The sequence below is a fragment of the Exiguobacterium sp. s163 genome, from assembly GCF_018617135.1.
GTDB classification, from domain to species: domain Bacteria; phylum Bacillota; class Bacilli; order Exiguobacteriales; family Exiguobacteriaceae; genus Exiguobacterium; species Exiguobacterium profundum.
This window is the reverse complement of record NZ_JACSJN010000001.1, coordinates 728,496-742,315: the sequence shown is the minus strand read 5'-3', so window position 1 is coordinate 742,315 and position 13,820 is coordinate 728,496. Positions and strand designations below refer to the sequence as shown.

Genomic DNA, 13,820 nt, shown 5'->3' with positions numbered 1-13,820 from the left:
TTGTATTAGACGGTTAGGGGTCGTTTCTTCAACACGAGGATGGTGAGGAGGAAGACGACTCCGGTCATGCCAATCATGACAAGGATGGAGGGATACGGGAACTGTCCCTCATACATCGTGATGACACCGTTATTTAACCAATAGGTCGGCAAGAAACGACCGACGAGTTTCAATGAATCCGGTAACCAAAGGAGGCTGATGAATGCCCCACCGGTGATAGCGGATGCCATCGTGACCGAGATTTGAAAGATGTTCGCCTTCTCCCGATTCGTCGCAAAGACGGCGATGAGACCACCGAGTGCCAGACAGACGAGCAAATAGGAAGAAAACAAGGCGAAAACGGTCGGAAGATGTGTCCATACGTCCTGACCATATAGAGCGAGGCTCACACCAATCAACAGCATCACGTAGACGAAGCCGACGAGATAAAAGGCGAGGAGCAGGAAGGCGAAGTAACGCCGTGGTGTCACCGGTGAGGCAAACAACCGCGCATAAATCTTCTCGTCCCGGTCGTCTGCGACAAACATGGGGATGAACTGGAGAAAGGTCGACATCATGATGAACGACAACAGACCGAAGAAGGCTTGTGTCCGAGCGGTCGTGGCGACACTTTCCTGAAAAGGTTCACTTGAAAGTGTGTAACCGTTCGCCGTCTCAATGGATGCAAGCTGTTCGAACGTCGCTTTATCGTAGCCGCTCGCTTCGAGCAGTTGACGTTCGCGGGACAGGTGACCGTTCAGCGCCTGCTCAATTAACGAGGCATCACTCCCAGCGATCGCGGAGAAGGAGAGGCGAGGCATGTCTCCTGTGAACGCCTGTTCCGTGAAGTCTTCTGGAATGATGAGGACGATATCTTCTCCTTCTAACAAGACATCCTCCGTGCTCGATTCGAGCAATGTGACCCGACCAAATCGTTCGGCCTCGTCAATGAGACGTTCGGCGAGGAGTCCACCATCCCGGTCGACAATCCCGATGGATGCGTTCAAACTGGACGTACCACCGACGAAGGAGAGGATGAGCGCGAAACCGAACATCGACACGAAGGTGAACACCCACAGTCCTTTCTTTCGAAGCATCCGTTTGGCCACATGTCTAATGAGTACCATGACGCTTCACTCCTTTCGAGAGAATGTAGCTGAATGCGATCAAGACAAGGAGATGAATCCCGAGCAATCCGAGGCTTTGCCAATACAGATTCATGTCCCCTTCCCGCAGGAGCACGGCTAGCATCCCGTCCCGCATAAAGATCGGCATGAACACGTAAGCGGCCCACGGCGCGTAGTTCAGTGTCACTTGGTCAAAACCGGGGACGTAGCCACCGGATAGAATCATGAGGATGGCGACGAAGCCGTTGACGATCGCATCCTTTGTCGTCGCGCTCAACTTCGGCAAGTTGACAATCAGAAATCCGATGGCGACCCCGTACGCGGTCAAGGCGAGCCAAGACAGAATCAGATAGCCGAACTGTACGTTCGCCAAGTCGAATGTGCGATAGACGAAATGGCTGAACCAAAACAAGAGGATGAGCTGCAACAAGATGATGACGTAGCGACTGAACGTCCGCGCAAGTCGATACTCGACCGTTCGGACGGGTGCCGCTTGGATGCGCAAATAGCTGCCTGTATTCGGTTGCTCTTCTCGTGCCATCGATGTGATATAAAACGACCCGAACAATGCCGTCATGATTGAAATCGTGACGGTGAAATACTCGAGCGAGGTCGGGGTACGTCCTGCCAAGTCGACACTTTCCGTATCGAGCCAAGCCTCATTCACATATGGGGCCGACACGCCTGCTTCAGCGAGTGTGATCTGTTGATTGGCGATGGCTGTATACTGACCGAGGATGGCATCGAGGACGTCGAACTCGACCGTCGTCGGTTCCTCATAGAAGAGCGTGATGTCAGGTCCGTCGAGTTGCAGTATGACGTCGGCATCGCCATCGTTCACACCTTGTTCGGCAGATGGGAGGTCAGCGTATGGAACGAGTCGGATGAAAGCTTGAATGTCTTCTTCTTTTAAAAAGGTCTCGAGTGGCTCGCGATACTGGTCGGTCGACGATTCGACGTAGGCGACATTCGTGACCGGCAGTTTGAACGTGTCACTGAAGACGGCAGACAGCATCGTCCCTAGTCCGAAGATGAGGATGAGCGGAAAGATGAGCATCCAAAAGAGGGTGGCGCGGTCCCGTAGTCGCTGTTTCACATCATATTTGATGAAGGTCCACATGACGCCCCTCCTATTCCCGAAGCGTCTTCCCCGTCAATGCCAAAAAGACGGTATTGAGGGAAGGACGGTCGACCGTGATGGAAGTGAAATGGACATGTTCTTGATGGAGCGTCTCAAGGAGCGGGGCGAGCGGCGTGTCCTTGTCTAACGACACCTCGATGTACGGCTCTTCATACTCCACTTTTTGAACGTGGTCGAGTGCATCGAGTCGTTCGAGCAAGTGAGGTGTGAGCGCATCGACTTTGATCCGGGCCGTCTCGAGCGTCATGACACGGTCTTTCAGTTCGTCCTGCGTCCCTTCGGCGATGATCTTTCCTTCATCGACGATGGCGATCCGGTCACAGAGGAGTTCGACTTCTTCCATGTAATGAGATGTATAGATGATGGTGGCACCGCGGCGATTCAGTTCGCGGATGTTCTCTAGAATGGTATTTCGCGACTGCGGATCGATGGCGACGGTCGGTTCATCCATGAAGATGAGTTCGGGTTCATGGACGATGCCACAGGCGATATTGAGGCGACGGAGGAGACCGCCGGACAGTTCGGGCGGGCGTTTCTTTTGATGGGCATCGAGCTCGACGAAGTGGAGCGCGGCCTCGGTCTTTTGTTTCGCTTCTTTCGGACTGAAGCCATACAGCTCCGCAAAAAATTGGATGTTCTCATAGACGGTCAGCTGGTCATAGACGGAGACGTGTTGCGGCACGATCCCGACGCGGCGTTTGATGGCCAGTTCGTCTTTTGGCATCGCTTTTCCAAAAATGTGAATCGAACCGGAGTCCGCCTCATACAGATTCAACATGACCGAAATGGCGGTCGTCTTCCCGGCACCATTCGGTCCGAGCAACCCGAACAGTTCGCCTGCTTGCACGTTCAGACTGAGGTCGTTCAAGGCGATCGTATCCCCGAACCGTTTCGTGACATGGTCGAGCGAGATAATGAACATCGTGATACTCCTTTCGCATATGAAATATTCCTCGTTCTACACAAAGGTGTTCGAGGATTGTCACGAATTTACCTGTCCGGAACGCATGAAATGTGCAATAATCTAATTATTCAGATAATTATAGTGTCGAAATGAGGGATTTGGATGAAAGGATGGCAATTCAATAAACAAGAGGGGGCATTGTTCCCAGACGAAATCGTGCTTTCTGCGTTTTGTACAGTCGAACCGAAACGAATGGATTCGACACTCCCGTTCTATTATGATGAGTCGATTTTTCGTTTCACGAATAAGCATGGAGAGACGTTCTACTTTAAAATATCCCCGAGCTATCACGAGTTTGAAATCAATATTAAAGGTGGGGACGGGGAGCTTGTATACTATCAACTGCTCCGTACCGTCAGCAAGGTCGAGATTTTAGAAGACCGGCGAGACCACGCAGAGTTGTTGATCGTCCTAGCTGAAGATCGAAAGCGGACCGTGACGTCAATCGAATTGACCGTCCGACCGCGTTTTCGTGTGCTCGTGAAAGAGCATGAGATATAAGGAGTGTCAGGTTCAAGAGCGGATGCAAATCCGCTTTTTGTTTTGCCGAACAAAAAGACAGCCACGACGTGACTGTCCCTTCAGCGGTTATTTCGTTAAAAAGATTTGAACATGGATGGTCGACCCTTGGGCATCGGTCGCTTTGCCGATCCCGAGGTGCGTATAATTCGCATTCAAGATGTTCGCACGATGACCACTACTGTTCATCCACGCATCGACCGCCCGGACCGGGTCGCTCGATCCTTTATAGATGTTCTCTCCCCAGCCCCGATATAGGACACGGTAAGCGTCTAACGTGTCCCCGGGTGTGCCGTTCTCCTTGAGCGTGTGTGAGAATTGACCCGTACGCGCCATCTCATCGGCACGGACTTGAGCGACACGGTTCGCCTCACTCGAAGCGGCGAGAAGAGAGAGGCCGGCAGCATCTCGTTCTTTGTTCGTCTCGGTCAACACATTGACGGGCGACGTGAAGCTGACATGGTTGGCGAGGATGTACCCCGTGTATGAACCGTAACGCACCTTATACCATCGCGATGTGCCGGTATAGCGATATGACACGGTCTCGAGTTCGGTGCCTTGTCGGACGAACTTGACGTTTGATGAGGTCGTGAGCGGACGCGATTTCAAATAAACGCTCGACGGTTTGACGTACGTCGGTTTCGTGAACTTCACCTCAGCAGTGGACAAGCGGACATACTTGGCAGGCAGATAAGCGTAACCGCTGCCCCATTGAATCTTATACCAACGCACGCCGTCCAACTGGAACGATGTTCGGACACGCATCGAACCGTCTCGTGGGATGAGCGCAAGTCGTTTCGCGCTCAAAGAAGGCGATTGCCGGACATTGAGCTGACTGATGGTCGTCACGTAACCGGTCGTATTGATTGATGTCTCGTAATAGGCTTGGACAGGGCTAATAGAGAGTGGTGATCCAATCACACCGAGTGTCAGAATGATGGTGAGTAGTAGAGAGAGATGCTTCTTCAATGGAATCGACTCCTTTTGTGGGACTCCCTATATTCTATATTGTTTGGGTGATTTTTGGTTTTACCATTTCATTACAAAAAGGATGGACTCTTCGTGAGCCCATCCTCGCTTCATTTATACAGCAAATACTCTTTTCGAATCGGGAGGAAGGCGTCCCGCTCGTTCTCGATTTTCGAAAGGATGTCTTTAAGCGGGGCTCCCTCGAGAATCATGTCTTTCACGTAGGCGTTTCCTGTCAGTTTCGTGATGAAGTCGTTCGCTAAAAATTCGAAGTCGTCCGGATACATGTCATGAGCCGTTTGAATCATCGCGATCCCGGTTCGCGTCGATTCGAATCGAACCGGGTCGGTGACATACACCTCAACCCCGTGCGTCAGTTTGCCCGCATGCTTGGAGAACGTCGGAGTGAACGAGGCGGCCCGGAAGGCGACACCCGGCAACTCGAGTTCGTTCAGCTTATTCGCATAGTCATGCGCTTTTATATACGGCGCGCCGATCAGCTGAAACGGTTTCGTCGTCCCGCGACCCTCGGATAGGTTCGTCCCTTCAAACAATCCGGTCGCAGGGTAGACGTTGACCGTGTCGGTCGTCGGCATGTTCGGGGACGGCATGACGAACGGGAGGCCCGTGTCCTCATACATCATCGAACGTTTCCATCCTTTCATTTTGACGACTTCGAGGTCGGCTTGAATCTGATACTCGGTGTTGAACAGTTGCGCGAGTTCTCCGACGGTCATCCCATGCTTTAATGGAATCGGATAGAGACCGATGAAGCTGGAGTAGTCCGGGTCGAGCACCGGACCGTCGACGCGAAGCCCACCTTGTGGGTTCGGACGGTCGAGGACGACGAACGGAATATCGTTCTCGGCAGCGGCTTCCATCGCATACGCCATCGTATAGATATACGTATAGTAGCGTGTCCCGACATCCTGGATGTCAAAGACGAGCACGTCGACATCTTGTAGCATCTCAGCCGTCGGTTTCTTCGTGGCACCATATAGGCTATATACAGGCAATCCCGTCACGTCATCGATGTAGGAGCTGACGGTCGACCCGGCTTGGGCGTCTCCTCGAACGCCGTGTTCCGGTCCGTACAGTGCCGTTAATTCGAAGTCATCGGACTGGTCGAACAGGTCGACGATGCTCGTACGTTCCGCGTTGATCCCGGTCGGATTCGTGATCAGTCCGACCCGTTTTCCTTTCAAGATTTCCGGGTTTTCCATCAACCGGTCGACCCCGAGTTCGACCTTTGGTTTTTTCGGTTCAGACTTCGCATCGGCATCCAACCAGACGATGGAAGTCGTGAGGATCGTCAACGCGGCCATACCACCCATCCATTTTTTCATCAGAAGTTCCTCCTTTAATTCATGTAAGCGCTTCAATTTCTTAACAGGAGTGTACCATCCGGAAATTAAATTTCAATATTTAATCATAAAAATAGGAATTTATATTTCTTGATTTCGTACTATTCTCCTAATCGCACACAAAAAACGTGCCCTTCGATTAAAGGCACGTTCCTTCTTACTTATCTGACCGCGAGCGCTTTCCATCCGGTCGCGCTCATGACGGCGCTCACTTTTGATTTCGGGATGACCAAGCGTCCACGATATGGGTCGTTGATATACAAGTTTGATTTGTCATAGCCGGTTGCCAACATGACGTGATAGTTGACGTAGCCGGTGAACTTCTTGTTCGAAGCGGTGTACCAGTTGAAGTAGCCGTACGGTTTGTTGAAGTCGACGCTCGCCCAGACGATGACCGGGTTACCCATCGACAGTTCGCGCTCGATCGAGCCGAGGCCTTGGTTGGACAAGTCTTTCACCGGACGATATTTGCTGGCGAATCCGACCATGCCTTTCGGATAAATCCCGTAGTTCTTATATTTGCCGAGCGTCCCTTTCGGATCTCCCGTGAACATGACGTTCGGGTCGACCCAGCGATAGAGACGGTTCTCATAACGCGCGTTCCACATGCTCTTTGGCATCTCGTTATATAAGGTCGAGGCGCTGACGGCACGACCTTTCTCTTCAAGCGCCATCTTGAGGGAGAAGAACTCGCAGCCGGACGGATAGCCCATCGGGAACTGACGATAGAGTGGGACGCTCATCTTATAGATGGACAGTGCCTGAGAATAGGCGCCCCGCGCATCGAACGAGGCGTTGCCGACACGACGGTTTTGATACATCTTTCCATACGTGTCAAAGTAATACCACTTGCCGTCGATGGCTTGCCAATCCGTCTTCTTCGTCAACGCGGGAGCGTAATACTCGTACTGGGTCGTATATTTCCATCCTTTCTCGGGGACACCCGTCGAGTGGAAGTGATACGTCTTCCCATCCAATCGGAATTTCCCTTGTAGCCGGTATCCGTAGGTTGGGTGGAATCCGACCTTCTTCCCATCGACCGTTTGGAACCCATACTCGCGTCGTCCGTATGCATCGAATGAATAGACACGTGCATTTAGTTTATGGACACCTTCTAGTCGGTACCCGTACGTCGGATGGAATCCATACATGACACCATCGATTCGCTGTAGCCCATACTTGCGGTCGCCGTATTTTCCGAACAAATAGTGTCGATTGTTGATGCGATAGAGTCCTTCGAGGCGGTATCCGTAAGTGGGATGGAAACCGTACATCTTGTCACCGATCCGGGCGAGTCCTTGGCGACGCACCCCGTCATCCCCGAAGTAATAGCGACGTGTGCCGATCGTCTGCCATCCGGTCGCCATCTTCCCTTGCTCCATCAAATAATATTTCTTGCCGTCAATCGTATACATCCCTGTACGGATGGTGCCGTCTGGGAAGAAATAATGCTTGGCGTCACCAAGCTGCTGCCATCCCGAGAGACGGACCCCATCCTCGTTGAAGTAATATCGCTTGCCGGCGATCGTCTGGAATCCCGTGACGGGTTGACCGGTCTCATCGTAATAGTAGACGAGACCGTCCCGTTCCTGCCAGCCGGTGAGTAGCTTTCCGTTCTCGTCAAACGTGTATGTCGTGCCGTCAATCGCGTAAGCACCCGTGACGAGTCGACCGTCTGTCTCAAAGTAATAGGTAGCCCCTTCGATTTCCTGCCAACCTGTGAGGAACATGCCATCTTCATTCAGATAGTATGTATGGCCGTCGATTTCTTGCCATTCCGTCAAGACCGTCCCGTCACTCGACGTATAGACGATGCCATTCTCCGTCTGTTGGAATGAACCTTCCGCATGTGTCAGAAGGGGAGAGGTAAGGAGGGTGCCGGCAATTAAACTAAATAGGGTAGTTGTCTTCCACTTCATATGAGTAAGCCTCCCGATTTTCAAAAAATGCTATATAAAATAATATAACCATTTTTATCCAAGGGAAGATAGTGGCAAATGAATCATTTGTGAGGTCAGACGTTTACGCCGAATGACTCATGAATCGAAGTCGTTTCGATGCCACGAAAAGGGAGAGGAGAACGACAACGGTTCCCGTCACGAGTGGCCACACGAGATCCACTTCGGTCAGGAGCACCTGGCTCGATTGTGGACCGAGCATCCATGGCATCCAATCGAGGTCGACCCATCCGATGAGGAGCGACATGACGAAATGGAGACCGAGCGTCAAGACGACCGCGACGACCCCGCTCTCAATTATGGCAGCGAGGAGAATGAAGATGGAGAGCTGAACGACGAAATGACAGACGAGAAGTGCCGTCGAGACGAGAAATGCGGGTACATCAAACGGCTCGAAAAGAATGACCGTATAGTACGCCGCCGCTAATTGGGCGAGTAAGAGGCCACCGACCGTCAAGAGGACGTAATGGGCCCATTTGCTGACGACGATGCGAGACGTCGGAATCTGTAACGATTTGAGCCAGGCGAGCGTCCCGTTCGTCCGCTCATGACTGAACGTGTGCATCGCCGACAACAAGACGACGAGAAGTCCGATTTGACGGAGCTGTTCACTGACTGAAATCAATACTTCTTCTGGTGTCGGCGTCGGGAGCTCGATGACGGCGCCGTCCGGCAAGTTGCCGCCGGAGGCGAGGATATCCGGTAAGAAATAGAGCGTGAGCGGTTGCATCGAGGCAAGGAGCATGAGAACGATTGGAATCCATATGAGCCGCTTGTTCGACCATGACTCTCGCCATTCCTGTTTGAAGATTGCGGTACGCATCAGGCATTCACCTCCAAGAACAGGGACTCGAGTGACGGATGGCCGACGTGTAGCGATTGTATGGTGACGTTCCGTTCCAGGACACGCCGCAAAATCGCCCGTTCGGCGAGATTCCGGTCCGTTGACTCAAACGTCCACGTGGAACCCCGTTTCGTTGTCCGGGCCACGCCTTCTAACTGTGCCCAGTCTGCTTCACTCGTCTGATCATCAAAGAGACGCAACTCGATGGTCGACTTCGAACCGAGTAGGTCGGTCACGGTCCCTTCCATAAGCAATTTGCCTTGGCGAAGCAAGAGCACCCAGTCGCTCGCTTCTTCAGCATCCGGTAGGACATGCGTCGAGTACAGGATCATCCGCTCACGTTTCAAGTCACTCAACAGATCGAGCACTTCGCGTCGACCGCGTGGGTCGAGTGCGGAGACCGGTTCATCGAGCAGTAAGAGTTCCGGGTCATGCACGAGCGCTTGGGCAATCCCGAGTCGCTGTCGCATCCCGCCCGATAAGTTCGTTGCCGGACGGTCGACCGGTTCGAGCCCGACCCGTTTCAATAGTTGAATCGGATCGACATGTTTGGTCCCCGTCAATTCAGCGGCATACCGAATCGTCTCGACGGGTGTCAACGATGGATAGAGGGCCGGGCGCTGAGGCAAATAGCCGATCCGAATGCGTTCGTGTCCGGTCATATCGCCACTTGTCGGGTGGGTGACGCGGGCGAGCAAGTTCAAAAGCGTCGTCTTCCCGGCACCGTTTTCCCCAAGGAGAGACGTGCAGCCGGGTCGTAATTCGAAACTGACATCATCGAGCGCCGTGAAGGAGTCGAATTTTTTCGTTACATGCGTGACCTTCATCGCGGTGTCCGCCCCCATAAGAAGTAGATGATTGGGCCGAGTATGTTGATGAAGACGATGACGAGAAGCCATACCCATTTCGGACCGTTCGTCACGTCGCGTTTGAACAAGTCAATCAAGGCGACGACGAGCAGGATGAGTTGCAAAATCAAAACAGGTAGTAAGATGAGAAAAAGTGTATTCGGGTCATTTGCGATGTCCATCGCGAGAACCTCCTTTTGAATTAGCTGTCTTTAAAACATTCTACATGCACGGTATGTCCCCTGTATGTGACACGAAAAAATCCCCATCTCACGCCGGAGATGGGGACGATGCGTTATTTCACGATGATGACAGGAGCGAGAGCTCGTTTGGCCAGTTTATGACTCACGCTACCGAGCACGAACTCTTGGAACGTGTTCAATCCACGTGATCCGACGACGACGTATTCATATGGCTCATGGTTCGCATATTTGACGAGCTCGACGTCCGGCTCCCCACGAAGTTCGATATATTCGTAGGCAATGCCTTCTGCTTCCGTCAAATCGAACAGTGGCTTGAGCATTTGCTTTCGCTTCGTCTCCAAGTCGATTTTCCCTGTCGAATTGAGGGCCGCTTCTTTCGATTCCTTCGCACTGATGACGTGCACGATGTCAATCGATGCATTTGACGCCTTTGCGAGCTGAATCGCTTTTTCTAGCGCACGTTTCGAGTGGGCAGAACCGTCTGCCGCTAAAAATACCTTTCCCATGAAAACTCCTCCTCTTTCGCACATTCTACTTTTAGTATAGGTGATTTCACGAGTCGGGGGAACGGTGAATCAGTGCCCTGCGTTCGCGTCTTGTTGCTTCAAGTGAAGGGCGAGCGTGTTGAGCAGTTTTTCCGAGTCTTTGTTCAAGTTGAGCAATTCGGGTTCGATGCCGACTTCGCGATATTTGAAGACGACCTTGTCGATGGCGCCGATGGCCGAGTCGTCCCACAGATGCGTGTTCGCAAAATCGATCGTGACGTGTTTGATCCCCGCTTCCGCGTCTTCTGCCACATCGAACTGATTGACGAATTCAGACGTCGAGGCGAAGAAGAGCTGTCCGTTAACCGTATAGTCGGCGCGGTCGGACGTGACGCTTCGACCGAGGTCGATTTTCGAGATTTTAGCGGCGAACAAGATGGCAGCCGTCAAGATTCCACCGAACACTCCGAGAGAGAGGTCATGCGTGAAGACGGTGACAAGTACCGTGACGAGCATGACGACCGTGTCCGACTTTTGTGCGGTACGCATCGCTTTGAGCGAACCCCAATCGAACGTCGCGTACGAGACGAAGAACATGACCCCGACGAGCGCGCCGACCGGGATCAGCATCAATACGTCACTGATCGTCATGATCATGATGAAGAGGGCAAGTCCGGCTGTGAATGTCGAGAGTCGACCACGGGCACCAGACGAGACGTTGATGACCGATTGTCCGATCATCGCACATCCTGGCATCCCACCGAAGAATCCGGCGACGATGTTCGAAATGCCTTGTCCGCGCGATTCGCGGTTTTTGTTCGAGTCCGTTCCTGTCATGTCATCGACGATTTGAGCCGTCAAGAGCGACTCGATCAAGCCGACGAAGGCGAGTGAAATCGAGTACGGCAAGATGATCATGAGTGTCTCGAGCGTGAATGGCACATCTGGGAACAAGAAGTCTGGAAGCGTCGCTGAGATCGTTCCCATATCCCCGATGTTTTTCGTGTCGAGTCCAAGCGTGATTGCGAGGACCGTCATGACGACGATGGCGACGAGCGGTGCCGGAATGGCTTTCGTCACACGTGGGAACAAGAAGATGATGGCGAGCGAGGCGGCGACGATTGCCCAGATGATCCAGCTCTCTCCTTCAAAGTTAGAGAGTTGCGCCTGAAAAATCAAAATGGCGAGCGCGTTGACGAATCCGACCATAACGGCACGCGGGATAAATTTCATCAAACGGGCGATGCCGAGGTAACCGAGAACGATTTGGATGATTCCGGTCAGAATACCAGCGGCCAGTAAATATTGAAGCCCATGGTCGGCGACAAGCGAGACGACGACGAGCGCCATCGCACCGGTCGCAGCCGAGATCATCGCCGGACGACCTCCGGCAACGGAGATGATCATCGCGATAATAAAGGAGGCATAGAGCCCGACCATCGGGTTGACTCCCGCGATGAGAGAGAAGGCGATGGCTTCCGGGATGAGCGCCAAGGCGACGACGATCCCGGCCAAAATGTCGGCCCGGACATTTCCGAACCATTCATGTTTCAACGTATTCAATCTTTCCAAAAGAACACACCTTTCTATTTATAATGATTTGATTTTCGAGTCTCACGAAAATCAAAATAATGGAATCCGTTCATTTTCAACGTGTTTCATCATATCGAATTGAGTCCAAAATGACAATTGCTTCACGTATAAAACTATGGTAATTTCATAACGTACAGGTTATATAACGAATTTGTTATATGAAAGGTGGGGAGAAGATGTATGCCGTTGAAGAATTGAGCAAGGTGCTCAAGGTGCTTGGGGATCCGACCCGATTGACGATGTTGAAACAAATGGAGGCAGGCGAGCAGTGTGCGTGTAGTTTCGTCGACTGTTTCGATATCTCGCAACCGGCGATCAGCCGTCATTTGAAAATGTTACGTCAGGCGGGACTACTGTTAGAACGTCGAGACAAACAGTGGATTCATTACCGATTGAACGAGACGAGCCCCTTTTATCCGCTCGTCACCGATTTGTTAGCCAATCTAGAAACCGTCGAACCGAGCTGTGATTGTGAGCCGGATTGTGCGATGTAAGGAGAGAGACAATAGAGACTATAGGAGGAACTCATTGTGCAGTGGATTGCTAGTTTAATTTTTCTTGTGACGCTTTTCCTCATCATTAAGCAACCGAAAGGCCTCGGCATCGGTTACTCGGCGATGGGGATGGCCGTCATCGCCCTCGTTTCAGGTGTCGTCAATCTTGATGACGTCGGAACGGTGTGGGGCATCATTTGGAACGCGACGTTCACCTTCATCGCAATCATCATCATTTCGCTCATTTTAGACGAGATTGGATTTTTTGAATGGGCCGCCTTACATATGGCACGAATCGCCAAAGGTGGCGGCGTGAAGCTCTTCGTTTATATCACGTTACTCGGTGCCCTCGTCGCGGCCTTGTTTGCGAACGACGGGGCAGCGCTCATTTTGACGCCCATCGTCTTAGCGATGGTCCGGGCTCTCAAACTGCCGGACGCGATCGTCTTGGCATACGTCATGGCATCCGGATTTATCGCCGATACGGCGAGTCTCCCGTTCATCGTCTCGAACCTCGTCAACATCGTTTCAGCCGACTTCTTTGATATCGGCTTCGCCGAGTACGCCGCGCGGATGGTATTTGTGAACGTGTTCGCGGTCGCGGGGAGTCTGCTCGTCTTGTATCTATATTTCAAGAAAGACATCCCGAAACGATATGATGCCTCACAGTTGGCTGAACCTTCGTCCGTCATTAAAGACCATACGATGTTCCGCTTATCGTGGGTCGTACTCGGGTTACTGGTCATCGGGTACTTCACGAGTGATTTAGTTGAAATCCCCGTTTCGCTCGTCGCGGGTGTCATCGCCTTGTTCTTCCTCGTGATGGCGAATCGCTCGTCAGCGGTACAGACGACTCAAGTCGTGAAAGGTGCACCGTGGGCCATCGTCTTCTTCTCGCTTGGGATGTATATCGTCGTCTACGGTTTACAAAACGCCGGACTCACTCAAGTACTGGCAAACTTTATCGACTGGTTCGCGGTGAACGCCTTCAGTGCCACGTTCGGGATGGGCTTTTTGGCCGCCATCTTGTCATCTGTCATGAACAATATGCCGACCGTCATGATTGATGCGCTCGCTATCGACTTGACGCATACGACCGGACAGATTCGGGAAGCGTTAATCTATGCGAACGTCATTGGTTCCGATCTCGGTCCAAAGATTACCCCGATTGGGTCGCTAGCGACGCTTCTATGGCTCCACGTCCTTCGTACGAAAGGGGTCAAAATCGGCTGGGGACAGTACTTTAAAGTCGGGATCATCTTGACGATTCCGACATTGGCTATCACGTTGCTCGGTCTATATATCAGCTTATTACTTTATTGAGGAGTGGAT

General features: G+C 52.2%; 14 protein-coding genes. 3 read left to right on the top strand and 11 right to left on the bottom strand.

Annotated elements, in window-relative coordinates; translation table 11 throughout:
* Positions 1 to 5 precede the first annotated feature (5 nt).
* From KNO71_RS03935 to KNO71_RS03925, 3 genes are read right to left on the bottom strand one after another with little or no spacing between them, the layout of a single operon-like run.
* Positions 6 to 1,106 (bottom strand): ABC transporter permease, encoded by a 1,101-nt coding sequence (locus KNO71_RS03935; RefSeq protein ID WP_214687329.1) that lies wholly within the window; start codon positions 1,104 to 1,106, stop codon positions 6 to 8.
* Complete coding sequence (locus KNO71_RS03930) at positions 1,093 to 2,226, bottom strand: ABC transporter permease (RefSeq protein WP_214687327.1); 1,134 nt, start codon at positions 2,224 to 2,226, stop codon at positions 1,093 to 1,095. Before KNO71_RS03930 ends, KNO71_RS03935 begins: the two co-directional genes overlap by 14 nt.
* 10 nt (positions 2,227 to 2,236) lie before the next feature.
* Positions 2,237 to 3,169, bottom strand: a complete 933-nt coding sequence (locus KNO71_RS03925; protein WP_214683703.1) for an ABC transporter ATP-binding protein — start codon at positions 3,167 to 3,169, stop codon at positions 2,237 to 2,239.
* Positions 3,170 to 3,313: 144 nt separating this feature from the next.
* Between KNO71_RS03925 and KNO71_RS03920 the strand changes: the two genes are divergently transcribed.
* Entirely contained in the window at positions 3,314 to 3,712 is a 399-nt protein-coding gene (locus KNO71_RS03920) for a hypothetical protein (protein ID WP_159562802.1), read from the top strand.
* Between the two features lie 87 nt (positions 3,713 to 3,799).
* Here the strand turns inward: KNO71_RS03920 and KNO71_RS03915 are convergent, their stop codons facing one another.
* From KNO71_RS03915 to KNO71_RS03880, 8 genes are all read right to left on the bottom strand, one after another.
* Positions 3,800 to 4,699 (bottom strand): CAP domain-containing protein, encoded by a 900-nt coding sequence (locus tag KNO71_RS03915; protein WP_214687325.1) that lies wholly within the window; start codon positions 4,697 to 4,699, stop codon positions 3,800 to 3,802.
* Between the two features lie 110 nt (positions 4,700 to 4,809).
* Positions 4,810 to 6,033 carry an exo-beta-N-acetylmuramidase NamZ family protein gene (locus tag KNO71_RS03910; protein ID WP_371815839.1) on the bottom strand — a complete coding sequence of 408 codons (1,224 nt, stop codon included), beginning with the start codon at positions 6,031 to 6,033 and terminating at the stop codon, positions 4,810 to 4,812.
* Positions 6,034 to 6,224: 191 nt separating this feature from the next.
* Positions 6,225 to 7,982, bottom strand: coding sequence for a C39 family peptidase (locus tag KNO71_RS03905; RefSeq protein WP_214687321.1), 1,758 nt, complete (start codon positions 7,980 to 7,982; stop codon positions 6,225 to 6,227).
* A gap of 103 nt (positions 7,983 to 8,085) precedes the next feature.
* On the bottom strand, positions 8,086 to 8,844 hold the full coding sequence (locus tag KNO71_RS03900; RefSeq protein ID WP_214687319.1) for an ABC transporter permease: 759 nt from the start codon (positions 8,842 to 8,844) through the stop codon (positions 8,086 to 8,088).
* A complete protein-coding gene (locus KNO71_RS03895; protein WP_214687318.1) occupies positions 8,844 to 9,692 on the bottom strand; it encodes an ABC transporter ATP-binding protein in 849 nt (282 codons plus the stop codon). Before KNO71_RS03895 ends, KNO71_RS03900 begins: the two co-directional genes overlap by 1 nt.
* Positions 9,689 to 9,895 (bottom strand): PLD nuclease N-terminal domain-containing protein, encoded by a 207-nt coding sequence (locus KNO71_RS03890; protein WP_214683707.1) that lies wholly within the window; start codon positions 9,893 to 9,895, stop codon positions 9,689 to 9,691. Before KNO71_RS03890 ends, KNO71_RS03895 begins: the two co-directional genes overlap by 4 nt.
* Before the next feature lie 113 nt (positions 9,896 to 10,008).
* Complete coding sequence (locus tag KNO71_RS03885) at positions 10,009 to 10,422, bottom strand: universal stress protein (protein ID WP_047794988.1); 414 nt, start codon at positions 10,420 to 10,422, stop codon at positions 10,009 to 10,011.
* 69 nt (positions 10,423 to 10,491) lie between these two features.
* Positions 10,492 to 11,973: a SulP family inorganic anion transporter gene (locus KNO71_RS03880; protein ID WP_214683708.1), complete on the bottom strand. Its 1,482-nt coding sequence runs from the start codon at positions 11,971 to 11,973 to the stop codon at positions 10,492 to 10,494.
* Positions 11,974 to 12,170: 197 nt separating this feature from the next.
* On the opposite strand from KNO71_RS03880, the gene KNO71_RS03875 reads away from it, so the two are divergent.
* A complete protein-coding gene (locus KNO71_RS03875; protein WP_047794990.1) occupies positions 12,171 to 12,488 on the top strand; it encodes an ArsR/SmtB family transcription factor in 318 nt (105 codons plus the stop codon).
* A gap of 36 nt (positions 12,489 to 12,524) precedes the next feature.
* Complete coding sequence (locus tag KNO71_RS03870; RefSeq protein ID WP_214687317.1) at positions 12,525 to 13,811, top strand: arsenic transporter; 1,287 nt, start codon at positions 12,525 to 12,527, stop codon at positions 13,809 to 13,811.
* Positions 13,812 to 13,820 lie beyond the last annotated feature (9 nt).